General features: G+C 53.2%; 17 protein-coding genes. 7 read left to right on the top strand and 10 right to left on the bottom strand.

Annotation, left to right across the window (positions count from 1 at the left end):
• The first annotated feature begins 19 nt into the window (after positions 1–19).
• The 7 genes from F0P93_RS04185 to F0P93_RS04155 all read left to right on the top strand — a co-directional run bounded on the left by F0P93_RS04185 (position 20) and on the right by F0P93_RS04155 (position 8,546).
• Positions 20–1,567, top strand: coding sequence for a SusD/RagB family nutrient-binding outer membrane lipoprotein (locus tag F0P93_RS04185; protein ID WP_150875034.1), 1,548 nt, complete (start codon positions 20–22; stop codon positions 1,565–1,567).
• 144 nt (positions 1,568–1,711) lie between these two features.
• Positions 1,712–2,947: a galactonate dehydratase gene (gene dgoD, locus F0P93_RS04180; RefSeq protein ID WP_150875033.1), complete on the top strand. Its 1,236-nt coding sequence runs from the start codon at positions 1,712–1,714 to the stop codon at positions 2,945–2,947.
• Positions 2,948–3,010: 63 nt separating this feature from the next.
• Positions 3,011–3,877, top strand: a complete 867-nt coding sequence (locus F0P93_RS04175) for a DUF4380 domain-containing protein (RefSeq protein ID WP_150875032.1) — start codon at positions 3,011–3,013, stop codon at positions 3,875–3,877.
• An 81-nt stretch (positions 3,878–3,958) separates the two neighbouring features.
• Entirely contained in the window at positions 3,959–4,957 is a 999-nt protein-coding gene (locus F0P93_RS04170) for a 2-dehydro-3-deoxygalactonokinase (RefSeq protein ID WP_150875031.1), read from the top strand.
• A gap of 11 nt (positions 4,958–4,968) precedes the next feature.
• Positions 4,969–5,616: a bifunctional 4-hydroxy-2-oxoglutarate aldolase/2-dehydro-3-deoxy-phosphogluconate aldolase gene (locus F0P93_RS04165; protein ID WP_150875030.1), complete on the top strand. Its 648-nt coding sequence runs from the start codon at positions 4,969–4,971 to the stop codon at positions 5,614–5,616.
• A gap of 38 nt (positions 5,617–5,654) precedes the next feature.
• Positions 5,655–6,959, top strand: a complete 1,305-nt coding sequence (locus F0P93_RS04160; protein WP_150875029.1) for an MFS transporter — start codon at positions 5,655–5,657, stop codon at positions 6,957–6,959.
• 171 nt (positions 6,960–7,130) lie between these two features.
• Entirely contained in the window at positions 7,131–8,546 is a 1,416-nt protein-coding gene (locus tag F0P93_RS04155; RefSeq protein ID WP_374756767.1) for a sulfatase family protein, read from the top strand.
• 12 nt (positions 8,547–8,558) lie between these two features.
• Here the strand turns inward: F0P93_RS04155 and F0P93_RS04150 are convergent, their stop codons facing one another.
• The 10 genes from F0P93_RS04150 to F0P93_RS04105 form a co-directional block, all read right to left on the bottom strand.
• A complete protein-coding gene (locus F0P93_RS04150; RefSeq protein WP_150875027.1) occupies positions 8,559–8,768 on the bottom strand; it encodes a hypothetical protein in 210 nt (69 codons plus the stop codon).
• A gap of 95 nt (positions 8,769–8,863) precedes the next feature.
• The gene (locus F0P93_RS04145; protein WP_225309366.1) at positions 8,864–9,148 is read right to left on the bottom strand and encodes a hypothetical protein; all 285 of its coding nucleotides are present in this window, start codon (positions 9,146–9,148) and stop codon (positions 8,864–8,866) included.
• Between the two features lie 329 nt (positions 9,149–9,477).
• Positions 9,478–9,945, bottom strand: coding sequence for a nuclear transport factor 2 family protein (locus tag F0P93_RS04140; protein ID WP_150875025.1), 468 nt, complete (start codon positions 9,943–9,945; stop codon positions 9,478–9,480).
• Between the two features lie 58 nt (positions 9,946–10,003).
• Entirely contained in the window at positions 10,004–11,656 is a 1,653-nt protein-coding gene (locus F0P93_RS04135; RefSeq protein ID WP_150875024.1) for an NAD(P)-binding protein, read from the bottom strand.
• A complete protein-coding gene (locus F0P93_RS04130) occupies positions 11,631–13,154 on the bottom strand; it encodes a polyamine aminopropyltransferase (RefSeq protein WP_150875023.1) in 1,524 nt (507 codons plus the stop codon). Before F0P93_RS04130 ends, F0P93_RS04135 begins: the two co-directional genes overlap by 26 nt.
• Positions 13,147–13,362 (bottom strand): DUF350 domain-containing protein, encoded by a 216-nt coding sequence (locus F0P93_RS04125; RefSeq protein ID WP_150875022.1) that lies wholly within the window; start codon positions 13,360–13,362, stop codon positions 13,147–13,149. Before F0P93_RS04125 ends, F0P93_RS04130 begins: the two co-directional genes overlap by 8 nt.
• A 12-nt stretch (positions 13,363–13,374) precedes the next feature.
• On the bottom strand, positions 13,375–13,566 hold the full coding sequence (locus tag F0P93_RS04120) for a hypothetical protein (RefSeq protein WP_138990336.1): 192 nt from the start codon (positions 13,564–13,566) through the stop codon (positions 13,375–13,377).
• Positions 13,567–13,745: 179 nt separating this feature from the next.
• Positions 13,746–15,020 (bottom strand): DUF4178 domain-containing protein, encoded by a 1,275-nt coding sequence (locus F0P93_RS04115; protein WP_150875021.1) that lies wholly within the window; start codon positions 15,018–15,020, stop codon positions 13,746–13,748.
• Positions 15,021–15,034: 14 nt separating this feature from the next.
• Entirely contained in the window at positions 15,035–15,391 is a 357-nt protein-coding gene (locus F0P93_RS04110) for an S-adenosylmethionine decarboxylase family protein (protein WP_150875020.1), read from the bottom strand.
• A 21-nt stretch (positions 15,392–15,412) separates the two neighbouring features.
• Positions 15,413–17,107, bottom strand: a complete 1,695-nt coding sequence (locus F0P93_RS04105) for a tetratricopeptide repeat protein (protein WP_150875019.1) — start codon at positions 17,105–17,107, stop codon at positions 15,413–15,415.
• Positions 17,108–17,197: the final 90 nt, after the last annotated feature.

The following is a 17,197-nucleotide window of genomic DNA, read 5'->3' as shown; positions in this document are numbered from 1 at the left end:
CCGATTCTGAAAACATACCATGAAAACGAAACTAAAACTCATCCTGGGCTTGCTGACGACGTTCAGTCTGCTCACCGGTTGCGACGATCAATTCGACGAAATCAACACCAACAAAGTCGATCCTACGACGCTGGCGCCGTCGTTTGTGATGAACAAAGCCATCATCGACGCGACCTACCTCGACGGTTTCGGCACGCTGCAAATGCTGTGTTATGAATTCGGCATTGTGCAGCAGATCATCACGCCCTACGGCAGCTCGCTGGCCGGGGCCAACTACAACCAGAACAACGTGAGCAACACGCCCCTGGTCTGGCAGAATTTTTACCGGAACGTGTTGAAACAGATTGTCGATGTGGTGGAGAAAACGAAAGAAGATGCCAACCGGACCAATCTGTACCACTCGGCCCGGATCTGGAAGGCGTACTCGTTCATGATTTTAACCGATACTTATGGCGACATTCCGTATACCGAAGCGGCCAAGGGGTACATCAGCGAAATCACGTCGCCCAAATACGATGCGCAGGAAGCGATTTACAAGGACATCCTGAAGGAACTGGATGAAGCCTCGGCGGCTTTGGATGCGACGAAAGCCATTGAAACCACCGACATTTTATACGGAGGCAACGTGGCTAAATGGAAAAAACTCGGGTATTCGCTGATGTTGCGGGCCGCCATGCGCCTGACCAAAGTAGACCCGACCACCGCCAGGACCTACGTAACCAAAGCCGTGACCGGTGGGGTCATGCAGTCCAACGATGACAACTCGGTGATGCGGCATACAGCTTTGTATAACAACTGGATTGCCAACCACTTACAGGCCCGCGAGAAAACTAATTTTTACCTGACTGCGCCGTTTGTGAACTACCTCAAGACCAACAATGACCCGCGTCTGGGTTCGATTGCGGTCCGGTATGTAGGCGCGAAAGGTGGCCCGGAGCAGGTAGCTTCCCGGGCGTCGACCGATCCGAAAGTGCAGATCGGGATGCCGATGGGCTACGACAACGTGACGGTTTCGACCCCGGCGGTTCTCACCCAATTCGGCGTTGCCAGCCTTTGGGATTTTACGCAGGTCAACCTGAACACGGTGTTGAAACTGGATGCGCCGGAGTTTCACGTCACACACTCGCAAACCCAACTGCTGCTGGCGGAGGCTGCCGTGCGGGGCTGGGTGACGGGCAATGCCGCTGATTATTACGCCAAAGGCATTCGGGCGAACATGGAGCAGATGGCTGCGTACGACGCCACAGCCGCCATCAAGGAAGATGCCATTCAGGCGTATCTGGCGGCTCATCCCTTCGACACGGCCAAGGCACTGGAGCTAATCAATACGCAATACTGGGTGTCATCCTTCCTGAATGGCCCCGAATTGTTCGCCAATTTCCGCCGAAGCGGCTTTCCGACTTTATCCAAAAACCCCTATCCGGCTTCTGAAATAACCGAGGACTTCATTCGCCGGATGCCGTACCCCGACAGTGAAACCATTGTCAATCAGCAAAATGTCAATGCCGCCATCGCCCGGCAGGGGCCAAACACCTTGAGTACGCGGGTTTGGTGGGATAAGAAATGAGAAGTATGCTATGTTGTTTCGCAGAGTTGAGCAGAGTAAAAGGAGTTTAGCGGAGTTATTTTTTTTTCTCTAACAAACTCCGCTAAACTCTCCTTTGCTCCGCTCAACTCCGCGAAACAATCCTTTTAAACCCTTTTCCTGAAAATGAAGAAATCGAGTATTTCCCGACGCACCGCCATCCAGTCGGTTCTGGGCGTAGCGGGCACCGCGATCACGGCTTTACCCCAGTCATCCTATGCCTCCAGCCCCGGCCAGTTCCGGGAGTATGGCAAGGTGAAAATCACCAAACTGGAAACGTTCCTGGTGAAACCCCGCTGGATTTTCCTGAAAATACACACCGACGTGGGCGTGGTGGGGCTGGGCGAACCGCTGCTGGAAGGCCGGGCGTTGACGATCCAAACCGCCATCAAGGAAGTTGAGCCGTACCTGATTGGCAAAGACCCCCGGCACATTATTCACCACTGGCAGGCCATTTACCGGCACGCGTTTTACCGGGGTGGTCCCATTTTGACGAGCGCCCTGAGCGGGATCGATCACGCGTTATGGGACATCAAAGGCAAGCTGCTGAACGTACCGGTTTACGAACTGTTCGGCGGTCCCACCCGCGACCGCGTGCGAATTTATGGCCGGGCGAGCAATGCCGAGGACATGAAAAAACGGAAGGCGGAAGGCTACACGGTGATCAAAACCGGGATTGCCAAGAAAAATCCGGCCAATATTGTGGAGAATCCCCAGTTTGTGAAGTATGCAATCGATAATTTTGCCTCGCTTCGGGAAGCCGGTGGGCCGGAAATGGACATTGCCATCGATTTTCACGGCGCCATTTCGCCCCAACTGGCCAAGGTGCTGATCAAGGGACTGGAACCGTATCAACCGATGTTCATCGAAGAACCGTGTCAGGCGCAGAATGTGGATACGATGGTGGACATCGCGCGCGGAACCCATTTGCCGATTGCCACCGGCGAGCGGATTTTTACGAAATGGGGCTTCCGCGAGATTCTGGAAAAAGGAGCCGCCAGCATCATCCAGCCGGACCTTTGCCACGCGGGCGGAATTACGGAAGGGCGGATCATTGCCGGTATGGCCGAAGCCTATTACGTGCCGATTGCCCCGCACAACCCGATGGGGCCCATTTCGCTGGCGGTCGGCTTGCATTTGGCTGCGAGCGTACCCAATTTTCTGGTGCAGGAGCAGGTTTCGCTGGGCGAGGGCTACCTGAAAAAACCGTTTAAACTGGAAAAAGACGGAACGGTTTTGATTCCGTCGGGGCCGGGCCTGGGTGTCGAACTCGATGAGACTCAGCTCAAAGACAAAATCGGCCACGACTGGAAAAATCCGGAAACGTACAATGCGCTGGATGGCTCCGTCGTCGATTGGTAGGCCAGCGAATCCATTCGGACTTCCTGAAAAAAGGTCCGAATCACTTTTTAGTCAAATTCTTTCATGCCGAATCAAAACACGGATGACCGGGTAACTCCGGAACAAAAAAACGGTTTATACCGCATTCAACTGGCCAATCTGGCGTTGGAAATAAACCCGGAAACTGGCGGTCTGATCACGGCTTTGACGATCGACGGTGCGAATTTCCTGACGGGAAAAGACGTACACCCGGATTTTTGGGGGTCGACGTTCTGGCCGAGTCCCCAGAGCGACTGGGGCAACACCCCTCCGCCAGAGCTGGATCATCAACCGTATGCGGTTTCTGTCGACAATAACCGGGTCACGCTGGTCAGTCAGAAAGCGGCAACGCTGGGGGATGTGGTTACGAAGGAAATTTCCGGAAATGAACCCAACCGCTCTTTTACAATCCGGTATACGATCACGAACGGATCGGACCAGCCGCGCCGGGTCGCGCCCTGGGAAGTAACCCGCGTGCATCCGGGCGGGTTGACTTTTTATCCCTCAGGAAGTGACAACCGCTGGGGCAACATCGCCGGTCTGGCCGAAGACCTGGAGGGAATCACCTGGTTTCAGCACCAGAAAACCGCTTATCCGTCCCTGCACAACAAATTTTTTGCCGACGGTTCTGAAGGGTGGCTGGCACAGGTGAAGGACGGAATTCTATTTGTGAAGAAATTTCCGGAAATCACCGCCAACGAAGCGGCTCCCTCCGAAGCTGAAATCGAAATATATACCAACCAGGCGGGAACGTATGTCGAAATTGAACAGCAGGGACGCTGGCAGGAATTGCAACCTGGGGCATCGCTAACCTGGGAAGTGAGCTGGTTTCTCAGGAGGTTGCCAGACGGGATTAAACCAGACCTTGGAAGTCAGGACCTGGTTTCGTATGTCCGTAAACTGGTGGAATAATGCGATCCGACTTCAATTTGCCAGGCGGTTTTAATGAGAACCATGACAAAAAATACTTCATCTTAACCATCCGATTATTGAATGAGTACTTATTTATTATGTTGTGACTGGGGGACTTCTTTTTTTCGATTGCGACTCATTAACCGGTCTGATTATCGGTTGATTGAAGAAGTTACTTCGCAGCAGGGTATCGCCAGTATTTACACGAGCTGGAAAGCGATTGGGGAACGATCCGGTATTGGAAAGGAACAGTTCTTTCGGGATGCGCTGGTGAAACAGATCGACTTACTGGCCAGCAATGCCGGGATTAAACTGGATCAGGTTCCGGTGGCGGTTTCGGGTATGGCTTCTTCCTCCATAGGCATGGACGAAATCCCGTATGCGTCTTTGCCTTTCGCGATGGATGGCAGTCAGGCCAGTTTTCGCCACTTCGATGCGACCGAAACGTTTCCGCACGAGCTGATTTTGATTTCCGGCGTGAAGAGTCAGGAAGACGTGATGCGGGGGGAAGAAACGCAGTTGATTGGCTTAACCGCCCTCCTCGACCGGGAAGGAAACCGCCCTAACGAAGCCATTTTCATCTTTCCGGGCACCCATTCCAAGCACATGTATGTGCAGGGGGGGCAACTGCTGAATTTTGAAACGTACATGACCGGCGAGGTTTTCAACCTGATGGCTTCCACCAGTATTTTAAAAGATTCCGTGGATGTCAGTGGTTTTAACGACTTTTCGGAGACTCATCTGGCGGCTTTTAAAGCGGGTCTTTCGGAGGCCGGTTCGCCACTTTTGAACCGATTGTTTACCGTTAGGACCAATCAATTGTTTGGAAATTTAACGAAGCAGCAAAATGCGTTCTACCTGAGTGGATTGTTGATTGGTGCTGAACTAAAACCGCTTCAGGAAAAGGAGAACTGGCAACTGGTTTTATGCAGTGGAACCAACCTGTTTCCGTTTTATAAACAGGCGATTGAAGACCTGAACTTAGCCGGACGAACGACCACCATAGCTGCCGAACGGATTGACAAAGCCGCCATCATTGGGCAGGTTATTCTGTTCCAAAATCAGAACCTAAACGTCTAAGCCGTCTTCGAATGAGTCAGACTCTTTTCTCGTGGGATTTATTCAAAAAAGCCCCCATCATCGGAATTGTCAGAAATCTGGCGGTGGAGGACGTGATTCAAATCCTGCCGATTTACCGGAACGCTGGTCTCACCACCATTGAAATAACGATGAATACCGCTGGTGCCGAAGACCTGATTCGGTATGCCGTTGCGCAGGAACAAACCGGGCTGAACATTGGTGCCGGAACGGTTTGTACGGAGCCGGAACTGGAGCGGGCGCTGGCGGCTGGCGCGCAGTTTATCGTAACGCCCATTCTCAACGAAAACGTGATCCGGACGTGCGTGGCGCGTGATATTCCCATCTTTCCGGGTGCTTTTACGCCTTCCGAAATTTACAAAGCCTGGTCGCTGGGGGCCAGTATGGTCAAGGTTTTCCCCGCGGCCTCGCTCGGGCCCTCGTACCTGAAAGAGGTCAAAGGTCCGTTGAATCAGATCAAGCTGGTGCCGACCGGCGGGGTGAGTCTCGCCAACATGACTGACTTCCTGAAAGCCGGAGCCGACGGACTGGGTATTGGTGGACAACTCTTTGATTCTAAACTGATTCAGCAAAAAAACTGGGACGGTTTACAACAGCATTTCCGGCAGTTTGTCAACCAGCTCACAACCCGTTCCACCTGACGTTTCCTACTGACTATTCACCCAAGACCCTAACCCGCGTGTCGACCGTTCAAATTAAAAATTACCGCTGGATTGTTGTCGCGCTGGTGTTTTTAGCGACGACCATCAATTACCTTGATCGCCAGATTATTGGCTTGTTGAAACCCATTCTCGAAACGGAATTCAACTGGACGGAAACGGATTATGCCCGGATTGTGATGGCGTTTACGGCCGCCTATGCCATTGGCCTGGGGCTTTCGGGCTGGCTGATCGACAAAACCGGCACCAAACTCGGCTACACGATCACCATTGTTTTCTGGAGCGTGGCCGGGATGCTCCACGCCGTGGCCCGCGGAGCCGTGGGGTTCGGTTTGGCGCGGATTGGGCTCGGGCTCGGGGAGGCTGGCAATTTTCCGGCGGCTGTCAAAACCGTGGCCGAGTGGTTTCCCAAAAAAGAACGCGGACTGGCAACCGGTATTTTCAATTCGGGAACCAGCGTTGGCGTCGTGCTGGCGTTGGTGCTGGTTCCCTGGATATTAAGTGCCTACGGCTGGCAGGAGGTGTTCTGGATCACCGGCGGTCTGGGCTTTGTCTGGCTGATTTTCTGGTTGATTTTTTACGACATTCCTTCCCGGCAAAAACGCCTGACTCCAGAAGAGTTTTTCCTGATCACAAATGGGCAGGAAAAGGACGAAAACGAAGCCGACAACCAGGTTTCGATCCAGTGGTTCAAGCTGTTTACGCTGCCGCAAACCTGGGCGTTCATCACCGGAAAAGCCCTGATCGATCCGATTTTCTGGTTCTTTTTGTTCTGGTTACCGTCCTATTTTTCAAGTACTTATAATCTGGATTTAAAAAAAATAAGCCCGGAGTTAATGATTATTTATACCGCCACAACCGTGGGCAGCATCGGCGGAGGCTATTTCTCGTCGTGGCTCATTAAAGCTGGCTGGCCGACTTTGAAAGCCCGCAAAACCGCCCTGTTAATTTTTGCCATTCTGGAAATCTCGATCATTCTGGCGCAATTTGCTACCAACGTCTGGATGGTCGTCGCGCTGATTAGTCTGGCCGTTGCCGTGCATCAGGCCTGGGCTACCAACATCTTCACGATGGCTTCCGATCTTTTTCCCAAACAGGCCGTTAGCTCGGTGGTCGGCATTGGCGGAATGGCCGGAGCCGTGGGTGGGATCTTTTTCCCGATGCTAGTGGGGGATTTACTGGATCGCTACAAAGAAGCCGGTAATTTGTCGGCGGGGTATAATGTTCTATTCACGATTTGCGGATTTACCTATTTAATTGTCTGGACGATTATCCATTTCTTAACCAGAAAGTCTAAATTGGTCGAGCTAAATCAATTGACCTGATTCCGAATGACTCGCCAAAAACTTAAACGTTTGCCCCTAAATCCCGAACGTCGGCCCGGCCTGAAGGGGACTTGGACACTGCTTAATCCGGATCTGAAAGTCCCCTTCAGACCGGGCCGACGTTCGGGATTTAGGGGCAAACAGCCCAAAACCTTGTTGACCATCTTTTCATTGCTTCTTTTCGCCGGACTGTTACCCACGCTCAGCGGCTGGGTCAGTCCACCGGCGCCGACAAAGCCCAATGTGGTTCTGTTTTTTATCGACGATCTGGGTTACGGCGATTTGTCGTGCTACGGTGCGCTGGGTTACACGACGCCCAATCTCGATCGGATGGCGGCAGAGGGAACCCGGTTTACGAGTTTTCTGGCGGCTCAGGCAGTTTGCAGTGCTTCGCGGGCGGCTTTGCTGACGGGCTGTTATCCCAACCGGCTCGGTATTTCCGGGGCTTTCGGACCTAATTCTCCGGTTGGACTCAACCCTGAGGAAGAGACGATTGCGGAGTTGCTGAAAGAAAAAGGCTACGCAACCGGTATTTTCGGGAAGTGGCATTTGGGGAGTCAGACGAAGTTTCTGCCACAACAACAGGGTTTTGATGAATTTTATGGCGTGCCGTATTCGCACGACATGTGGCCGCTCCATCCCAATCAAGCGATGGCTAACTACCCGGCTTTGCATCTGATCGAAGGCAGTTCACCCGGTAAGGAAATCCGGACGCTGGACGATGCGAGCCACCTGACGCCTTCGATCACGGAGCGGGCCATCGGTTTTATTCGGAAACACAAAAAAGTACCGTTTTTTCTGTATGTACCGCACCCGTTGCCGCACGTACCGCTGGCAGCTTCCAGCCGGTTTCGGGGCAAAAGTGCCATCGGGTTGCTGGGCGATGTGATGATGGAACTGGATTGGTCGGTGGGGCAGATTATGCAGGAACTGAAACACCAGGGACTGGACAAAAATACCCTCGTCATTTTCACCAGCGACAACGGCCCCTGGCTGAATTATGGCGACCATGCGGGTTCGGCGGGCGGTTTTCGGGAGGGCAAAGGAACGTCGTTCGAGGGCGGTCACCGTGTACCCTGTATCATTCGCTGGCCGGGCGTGGTTCCGGCGGGGCGGGTTTGCAACAAGTTGTTGACAACGATGGAGATTCTGCCGACGGTTGTCAGGTTGTGCGGTTCCCGGCTGCCGAAGAAAGCCATTGATGGCGTCGACATGGTGGCGTTGCTGAAAGGAGACGAAACCGTTACGCCCCGCGATCATTTCTTCTATTATTACCGGAAAAACAGCCTGGAAGCCGTTCGGAAAGGGGATTGGAAACTGGTTTTTGCCCATCCGGGTCGTACCTATGAAGGGTTTCCACCGGGCAAAGGCGGACAGCCGGGTCCAAATACCGAAGACCATGCGTTTCCGGTCGCCCTATATGACCTCCGGCGCGACCCCAGTGAGCGGTATGATGTCCGTGAGCAAAACCCTGAAATTGTGGCGGTTCTGGAAAAACTAGCCGACGAAGCCCGCGCCGATTTGGGGGATGATTTGCAGAAACGGGAAGGGAAAAACGTGCGTCCGGCGGGCCGGGTCGACAAATAGAGCGGTGTACGGTTAACTATCTTTCCGGTGCGGAATGATCGTCCAGTGTTTGGCGTTCGGCATGTGCTCGGCAACAATGACAGCCGCTACCTCTTCCAGATTTTCTTCATTGGTAGTAAAAAAGAGACTCTTGTGATGCGCGTCATCCTGGGTCGTATGCACTTCAAAATATTCATTGTGCTGCGAGATATCGTCTTTTTCGACCAGTTGAAAATGTAACATGCCTGCTGGAGTTAGGTAGGAATGGAAAAAAAGTTGCCCACTCAACCAGGAGTCTCCACCGGAACGGCGGATAGGCTGGATCAGTGGGCTAGTGTTTAATTAGCCGCTTTGGCCGCTTCAATGGCTGCAGCCGCTTCAAGTGCCGCAATGGCCGCCCCGTTCTTCTCGGCATACTCATCACGTTTGCTCTCGAAGTAGGAGAAAATCTCCGTGATGGAATCCAGGTTTTCGGCGATTTTTCCGTGCATGGTTCCCAGCGTTTTTTCCAGATTCGCGTCATTCAACCCATTCATGTTGTCGACTTCGATCTTTCCGATTTTCTGAATGAGGGCCGTCTGACTATTTTGAAGATCCTCGAATTCACGAACAATCTTATTCATCAATTCAAACTTCTGTAGCTTATCCATAATTGCAATTTGTGGTCTATACAGAATAGTAACCGGAAGCCTGCCAAAAAGTTTAACAGAAGGGATAATCCAGGTAAAGAAGTTGGGTGTTTGCCGGAGTAACTGTTTATCAGCCCACTGCTTTAGCTGTGGGTAAATTGAAGTGAGACCGAATCATAAAGGAACCGTTTTAACGGTTTTCTGGCTGTTGAAACGGTTCGGTTAACATGGAGTTATTTTTTCGCTTGACCCACCCGGCCTTTAGGAGAACGAATCAGAAAGCGAAAGTCCTAAAACCATTTAACGATCGTTAAAACCAGAACTCAAAACGGATTTTGCAAGATAAAACCGTTCCAGTCCAGCGCGGACTGGTAGAAATATTCCCGCCAGTTGCCGATCAAGCCTTCGCGGATTTTGACACTGACCATGCCGTGCGCACTGGAACCGTTGGTGAGCGTAAACTCGCCCGAGCCAACCTGGGTTTGTTCATCGAATGTCAGGTGGTGCCACACCATTTGCACCACTTTCGGTCGTCCTTTCCAGCCGCCAAAAAACTCAAAAATCCGGTCACGACCCCGGTAAATCTGTTTGTTGGGCGGTTCGGAATAAATGGCATCGAGCGTGAAACAGTCGGCTGCTTTTCGACCATTGTTCTCGTTGAGACCAGCGGCCACGGTTTGCATGAGCCGAATGAATTCGGCCCGGTTGATGGGTTTCCGGTTGCCCAACTGGGCTTGAGATTCAACGAATAATCCGAATAAGAAAAAGCAGAAAAGTAAGGTTCGCTTCATGAAATGGGGGCGGTGGGTGCTTCCTGTTGGAGCAACGATCAGTCGTTCCGATAGATTGTCAGGCGGAGGATTTTTGCCCCAAAATTTCTTTGGCAGCCCGAATGCCCTGGTAAAAGGCCTCCTCAAAAATCGAAATACCGCTCAGGTCCGAGTGGGCAAAATAGAGTTTGTTATGGATGGCAGTGGCGGCTTTTTGGCGGGCTTCACCCCAGATAAACCCGGGCGTGGGCGCTATCATCCCGTGCCCCCAAACCCAGCAATCGATGGTCGTAATGTAGTCACTAACACCGGGATGCGCCCTTTCCAGATCGGCCACCAGCACCGATACCCAGTCTTCATACGGCGTTTGGTACGCTTTGCGCCGGGCTACATCGGGCGGTTCCTGAACCAGCGGCCAATACACGGTAATCACTTTCCGGTCCGTCGCTTTCAAGTGCTGGTGCGTAGCCGTGACGTAGCCGACGGAGGGGCTTCCGTAGATCACGTTATCCCAGCAGAGTGGCATGCCCCGGCTCTGCGGCAATCCATTGACGGTTAGATTCGCTACCAGCCAGGGAGCGTATTCAAATCCGGCGATTACCCGGTTTTTGATTAGATTCTTCGTAATGAACTGGGGCGTCGCCAGCAACACCTTCCGGGCCTGAATCGCAATGGTCGTTTTCTGAGCCACATCGTAACTGAGAATGCGAACGCCCAGATCGGTTTCTTCGACACTGAAAATGAGCCGGTTGGATTGGATGGGCGACTTTGCCTGCTCTTCCAGTTGATTAATTAGGAACGCATTGCCTTCCGGCCAGGTCAGCACCGCATTGGCTTCGGCATTGGCTGCAACGCCTTTTCGGGCGGCAAAATAATGCAAACCGGCCCAGGCTGAGGTGTTGGCCAGAGTCGTTCCGTAATCATCCTTGCAACCGTATTCCAGAAACCAGCGCAAATACGGTGAGGTAAACTGCAGCTCGTTCAAATACGTTTCGAACGAAACTGCATCCCACTGCCGGAAGCGGTCATCCGTCGAAGACCCCTCGAGCGGAATCGCAAAGGCATCCCGGCCATCCCTTCCTTTGGCTTGTTTCAGTTCGTCTACGAGTTTAAAAAACCGGACGATCTGCTGTTTGTCGTCGGCCGAAATCCCTACTTCCGGCACCAGCCCTTCCTGCCAGTGTCCGTTGATGAACAGCCGTTCTTCGGGATCGTGGCACAGGTAGTAGTCATTGTAAACCGGTAAACCGCCTGCATCAAAACCGGTAATGACCTGGCTTTCGGTCAGGAAATCAAGCAGTTCGCGATTGCGGAGATCAGGAATCGGTAGATAATGCGCCCCCCACGGATAGGCCGATACGGCATTCTGACCACTGACGGCATTCCCGCCCGGCCGATCCGCCAATTCCACCAGCAACACGTCCCGCATGCCCTGCTGCCAGAGCCAGCGCCGGGCCGACAAACCCGCAACGCCACCGCCCACAATCAGGACTTCCGTTTTCAGTGTCTGCGTCGGCGGGGGCAGTTTTTCCGGATTCCGCAGCAAATGGCCGACCGCATGATTTGCTCCGATCATGCCGCCCTTGATGTGTTGGAGAGATGACGGCTGGCAGGCACTCAAACCCGCCGATCCGGCCAGCATAGCAGTTAAACCGAGTCCGGCTGCTTGCTCCAGAAACTGTCGGCGGCCCGGCGATTCGGGCGGGTCAGTGGGCGTAGGGCGTCCAGTCATCTTCGAAATAATGCACCAGCACCTGGTTGTTGAGCTTGTTGATTTCGGTCGGAACCTCGGCCATGTCGGGCGGAAAATTCAGCATGTCGTGGATGGTTCGCGCATTGACAAACCGGAGTCCCTTCGGCAACGGCCCTTCACCCCGCCAGTGGTGGTTTCGCAACAGCAGAATAAAACCCCATTCGCCAAACGAGGGCACATAAGCGTGGTAGGGAATGGTCTGAAAACCGGTGGCAGCAATCGTGTTTCGAATGCACCAGAACGACTGCCGGGCAATGTAGGGAGAGGTCGATTGCACCACAGCCAGACCACCCGGTTGAATCAGGCGGTTGAGTTCCTGGTAGAAGGACGTGCTGTAGAGTTTACCAATTGAGTAATTCGATGGATCGGGAAAATCAATGACAATCAGGTCGTAACGGGCGGTGTCCTGCCGGACGAAATTGTAAGCATCGGTATTGATAATCTGTACTTTGGGCGAAAGTAAGGAACGGTTATTCAGTTTAAGGAGTACCTCATTCCGGCGAAAAAGATCCGTCATGCCCGGATCAAGGTCGACGAGTGTAATAGATTGGATGTGCGGGTATTTCAGGATTTCCCGAACCGCCAGACCATCTCCTCCGCCCAACACCAGCACCCGGCTGGCTTTCGGAAGGGCCTGCAAAGCCGGGTGAACGAGCGCTTCGTGGTAGCGGTATTCATCCGCCGAACTGAACTGGAGGTTGCCGTTGAGGAAAAGCCGTAACTCGCGGTTGTTGGCCGTCAGCACGATGCGCTGGTACGACGTGCTTTTGCTGTAAATTACCTTGTCCTGAAACGTCAGATTTTCGGTGTAGGTCATGATCTGTTCGGCGTAAACAAAACCGCCGATCAGCAGAAATGAGGAGAGGAGAATGGCCGTGACCAGCGACCGGCGATACGGTTTGGTTTCGGGAAACTGGTGCAGCAGAAACCAGGCGACGGCGACGTTCATCAATCCAAAAAACAGGGACGTCCGGATGAGGCCGAGGTAGGGAACGAGAACAAGCGGGAAGATCAGCGAAGCGAGCAAGGCCCCAATGTAATCAAAGGTAAAAACTCTGGAAACCAGGTCTTTGAAGGCGAGCTGGTTCTCCAGAATCCGCATCAGCAGCGGAATTTCCAGCCCCACCAGAATCCCGGTCAAACTCACCAGCGAATACAGAACCAACCGGAACGAAGCCGCGTATTCGAACAACACAAAGAGCAGGGGAGCACTGCCACCGCCCACAATGCCGACCAGAATTTCGATGCGGATGAACCACTTCAATAGATTACCGTCGAGGTATTTGGACAGCCACGAACCGATGCCCATCGAAAACAGATAAACGCCGATGATGGTCGAAAACTGTGTTACCGAATCGCCCAGGAGGTAGCTCGCCAGCGTTCCGGCCACCAATTCGTAGATAAGTCCGCAGGTCGCAATCACAAAAACCGACAGCAACAACAACAGGTGCCGGTGTCGGTTATCCGGGTTACTCATGGATGGCGGAACTGATGATAATCGCCACCGCAATCATGAAAGCGGCTGCCAGAATGGAAAGCGCGACGTTTTCTTCATCGACAATCTTTTTCCAGAGGTTTTCGGGGGCAATTTTCTCGATAATGACGAAACTGATGACCAGAATCAGGATACCGACAAACGAATAAACGACGGAGGGAATGATGTACTTCAGCGTAGACAAGTCCATGAGAAACAGGGTTTATTTGTGGTAAAAATAACTGCGTCGGCCCGAATGCCGCCCTCCCGATCCGTTTTTGTAGTTGTCGAGTTTGTCGACACTTTCCAGATCGTCGCCCAGCAACCGGCTGCCCGACATCCCGGCCCAGGTGAAGCCGGCCAGGAGCAAACCACCCGCCAGTACCAGGAATTTGATTTTAGCGAGGTTTTTCATGATGGTTACATTGACAAAAAGGTTTTTTTATGTTCGGATAGTATGTTGTGGTTCTCGTGTTTTGCCCTTAAATCCCGAAGCGTCAGCCCGGCCTAAAGGGGACTTAAATAATCTAGGTGCAAAAGTCCCCTTCAAGCCGGGCCGACGCTTCGGGATTTAGGGGCAAAACCGGATTGAAACTAACCCGTCGGTCCAAAATCACTCTCGGCCCAGCGTTTCTGTTCGAACAGATTGCGCTGAAAAAACAGGATGATCGGGTAAATCGCCAGCAGGGCCAGCATGATAAACAGGTTGGAATACAGAATCGGATTTTGAATCACTTTAAGCTGGAAAACAACCCGGTTTTTCCCTTCGGACGACGGATATAGGTTGAGGTGATAGCGCCCGGACGGAATGCGTGACAAAATGGCTTCGTCGTCCTGCGCCCCTTCCTGCCAGCTTTCGCCGTATTCAACACCGTGGTAATATTCAACAATGCGCGTAAACTCGTAGGATTGGTTGGTGCTTTCGTTAATCAGACTGACCGGTAATTCAAGCCAGTTGTTGTCGACATTCACCTTTAACTGAATCGCCACAGCCGCCGGGCCGTCGATGTCGAACGAGGGCGATACGATGGGTTGGGCACGGCTTTGCACCGTCGAATCCGAGTTCCAGGTAAACTCCTGATTGAGAAGGGTTTTCTGCGGTTTCAGGAAGTAAAAAAGCACCTGAACAGCTACGATCAGCAACGCCAGCCGGGTCGTCAACCAGATCGCTGGTTCCCGTTTTTCGACCGCCGGATTGGGCTGGATAGCCCCAACGCCAACGGGATTCGGTAAAGCCGCATCGGCCAGTCCGAAGGCTTTCGAAATGTCCTGTGGCGTTTTGTATTCAGCCTTGTAGCACTCGGTTTTCTGGCTGCTGGCTTCCCGGCTGACCAGATAGGGCGGGTGAATATACTCCGAAATGGTCAGTTCCGTATCATCAACAATGTTCCAGTAAAACTCACCAACAGCGTTCAGAATGAGGCAGTTGTAGCGGTTGTACAGGGCGTATTCGCGGTCCTGATCCGAGACTTTAGCGTTTTGCTTTTCGGTATAGGTTTCGTCCACCGACCGAACCAGCATCCAGTGACCCCTGAATTCGGCCAGCATCTGGTGCGGACCTTCTTTGGTCATCAGGACGTATTCCATCCAGCTTTCTTCGTACTGGATTTCCCGCTTGCGTAGGTAGCCCGTCACCCGAACCCATTTGCTGTCGATGTACCCTTCGGCCCCGAGCGGCAGGGCGGGCGGGGTGGGCATGGGCGGAAAGGCCATGATGATGCGTTGCGGGCCGGTATCGCCATACAGAAAATAGGTGTAGCACTGGCCGCAGCAGAAATACGAACTCTCGGAGAGGTCATAGCCCGGAACCGGGGCCTGGCAGTGGGGACAGTTGAACGCGGTGGGAGAAAAGGATGGGTCGGTGGGCATGGTTTCGGACAGCGTCAGCGGATGATTTCCTGTTCGTTTAAAACCGCCGTAGCCCCGAACAGACGCAGGGATTCTTCATAAAACCGTCGGACTTTCGGGCTGTTATCGCGTTGAAAATTGGACAGGAAAACGTCGAACGTCGCCAGCCCGTTTTCGGGCCAGGTATGAATCGACACGTGCGATTCGGTCAGGCAGAGAACCGCCGTAAAACCGCCATTGGGAAACGAATAGTACACCTCGCCGACCTTGGCCAGTTCCAGTTCCTGAATCAGCTGGTCGAAGCCCGTGCGACACCGCCCAACGTCCGTGAGAGCAGACAACGGAGCTTCAAAGGTCGACAGGATGTGCAGGCCGGGGCGATAGGCATTCATGGCCCGCAAGATAAAATTTTGTTATTTCTTTTTCGGAAAATTTTGCGCTAAAAATACTGCATCCGCTTTCGACCAGCCTTGCCGGGCCAGTTGGCGTTCGCGTTCGGCGGTGGCTTTGTCGCCTTTCAGTTCGGCCACCCGGGCGAGGGCAAAATGGGTGCCCGGATAATACGGATCATGTTCGGCCAGCACCTTCGTGGCTTCTTCAGCGAAATCAGTTAGTTTCAGTTGGGCGGCCACCTGGGCGATCATTTCCAGTTGGAAAAGGGCTTCAATCCACGGATCGGGGCCGGTTTGGTCGCGGGCGCTGGCCTGAAACTTGCGGATGTCGGCCAGTCCTTTCTCCCGGGCTGCGGGGTCATGCAAAGCAATCAGGGACGCCAGGAACTTGGGATGGGGATCGAGCCAGGCATTCAGCCAGTCGGTGTGGGCAATGTTTTTGGCTTCTACCAACTCGGTTTGCGACTGTTTCAGCGACGCCCGCGCCGATTCGATCTGGTTCTTTTTCAGGGCGATCATGCCCAGTAAATAGTGTCCGATTACGCGTTCGCCCGGGGTTTTGCCTTTCGTCATTTCCTCGGCGATGGGCCGGGCTTCCTCATCCCGGTTTTGCGTAATCAGCAGGGTTGGGTAACCCATTTTGTTGTAAAAGGTCCGCTCCAGATTGATCGGTCGTTTGATCTCAAACCGCTCCTTCACCAATTGTTCCGCTTCCTGAATCCGGCCCTGGTACTGGTAACAAAGTGCCAGCAGCGAGATGTTGTGAATGTGGTGCCAGTCGTACATCGGGTCGTATTTTTCGCTGGTATACAGGCCGCGTTCGATGGCATCCGTCTGTTTCATTTCCGCGATGGCACTATCCACATCTCCGGTTTTCATCAGGTCGTGGGCGTACATGTGGAGGGCATGGGCCAGATTTGGCGCCAGCCGCGCGTAGGCTTTGCCGTGTTTCAGGGCCTCGGTATAGTCGCCCATGCCTTCGTAGGCGTGAATCAGATAGTGGTGAGCCGCCGGATGTTCGGGCGCAAACTGGAGGATTTTCTCATAGATAGCGATACTGCCCGTCGAGGAACCCTGACCCCGGCCGGTGGCAAATTTTTCGTAGGAGTTGCCGGACAGCAACCACAGTTCTGGATCGGTCGGGTAGCGCTTGACGGCTCCGTTGACTTTCGTTCGATACTCGTTCAGCAGCTTTTGATTGCTCAGGGAATCGACGGCTTTCAACTGCGCAAACCGCAGATCGATGTGGGCTTTTTCGCGTTCCGAAGCAAATTTCGAGAACGATTTGGCGGTTTCGGCGGCTTTTAAAGCGGCTTTGTTGTCTTCCAGTTGGATATAGAGACGGCTCAGACCCACGTGCGCCATCACGAATGTCGAATCGAATTTCAATGCTTCGTGAAACGACCGGGCGGCTTCGACCAGCGCATACCCGTGCAGGTACGCCATGCCCTGCTCAAAATACGCCTGTGCCTTCGGGATTTTGGTCGACGTCGGCGTCGCGAATTGACCGACATTCGGCCGTAAAGCCACGGATTGTTGCAGCAACGAATTGGGGATCCCGCCGATGTTCGCCATCCCGCAAATGGGGGCGTAGGGGACTTCGCGAACCGTCAGCGTTTGTGTCGGTACGGACGACTTTTGGGTTTGGGAGTATTCACCCACCAGCAACGCGATCAGCAGGAGCGGGAGGAAGGTGTAGGTATAGAGTCGTTTCATGATCGTGTTGGCAGATCGTATGGGCGTCCCGTTGATAGGTAAAATGCGGATACCCGTCCGGGGTGTACGTAAAAATAGCAATTTATTAAT

The organism is Larkinella humicola, from assembly GCF_008727875.1.
GTDB lineage: Bacteria > Bacteroidota > Bacteroidia > Cytophagales > Spirosomataceae > Larkinella > Larkinella humicola.
The sequence above is the reverse complement of the archived record's forward strand: the minus strand, read 5'-3'. Positions and strand labels throughout refer to the sequence as shown.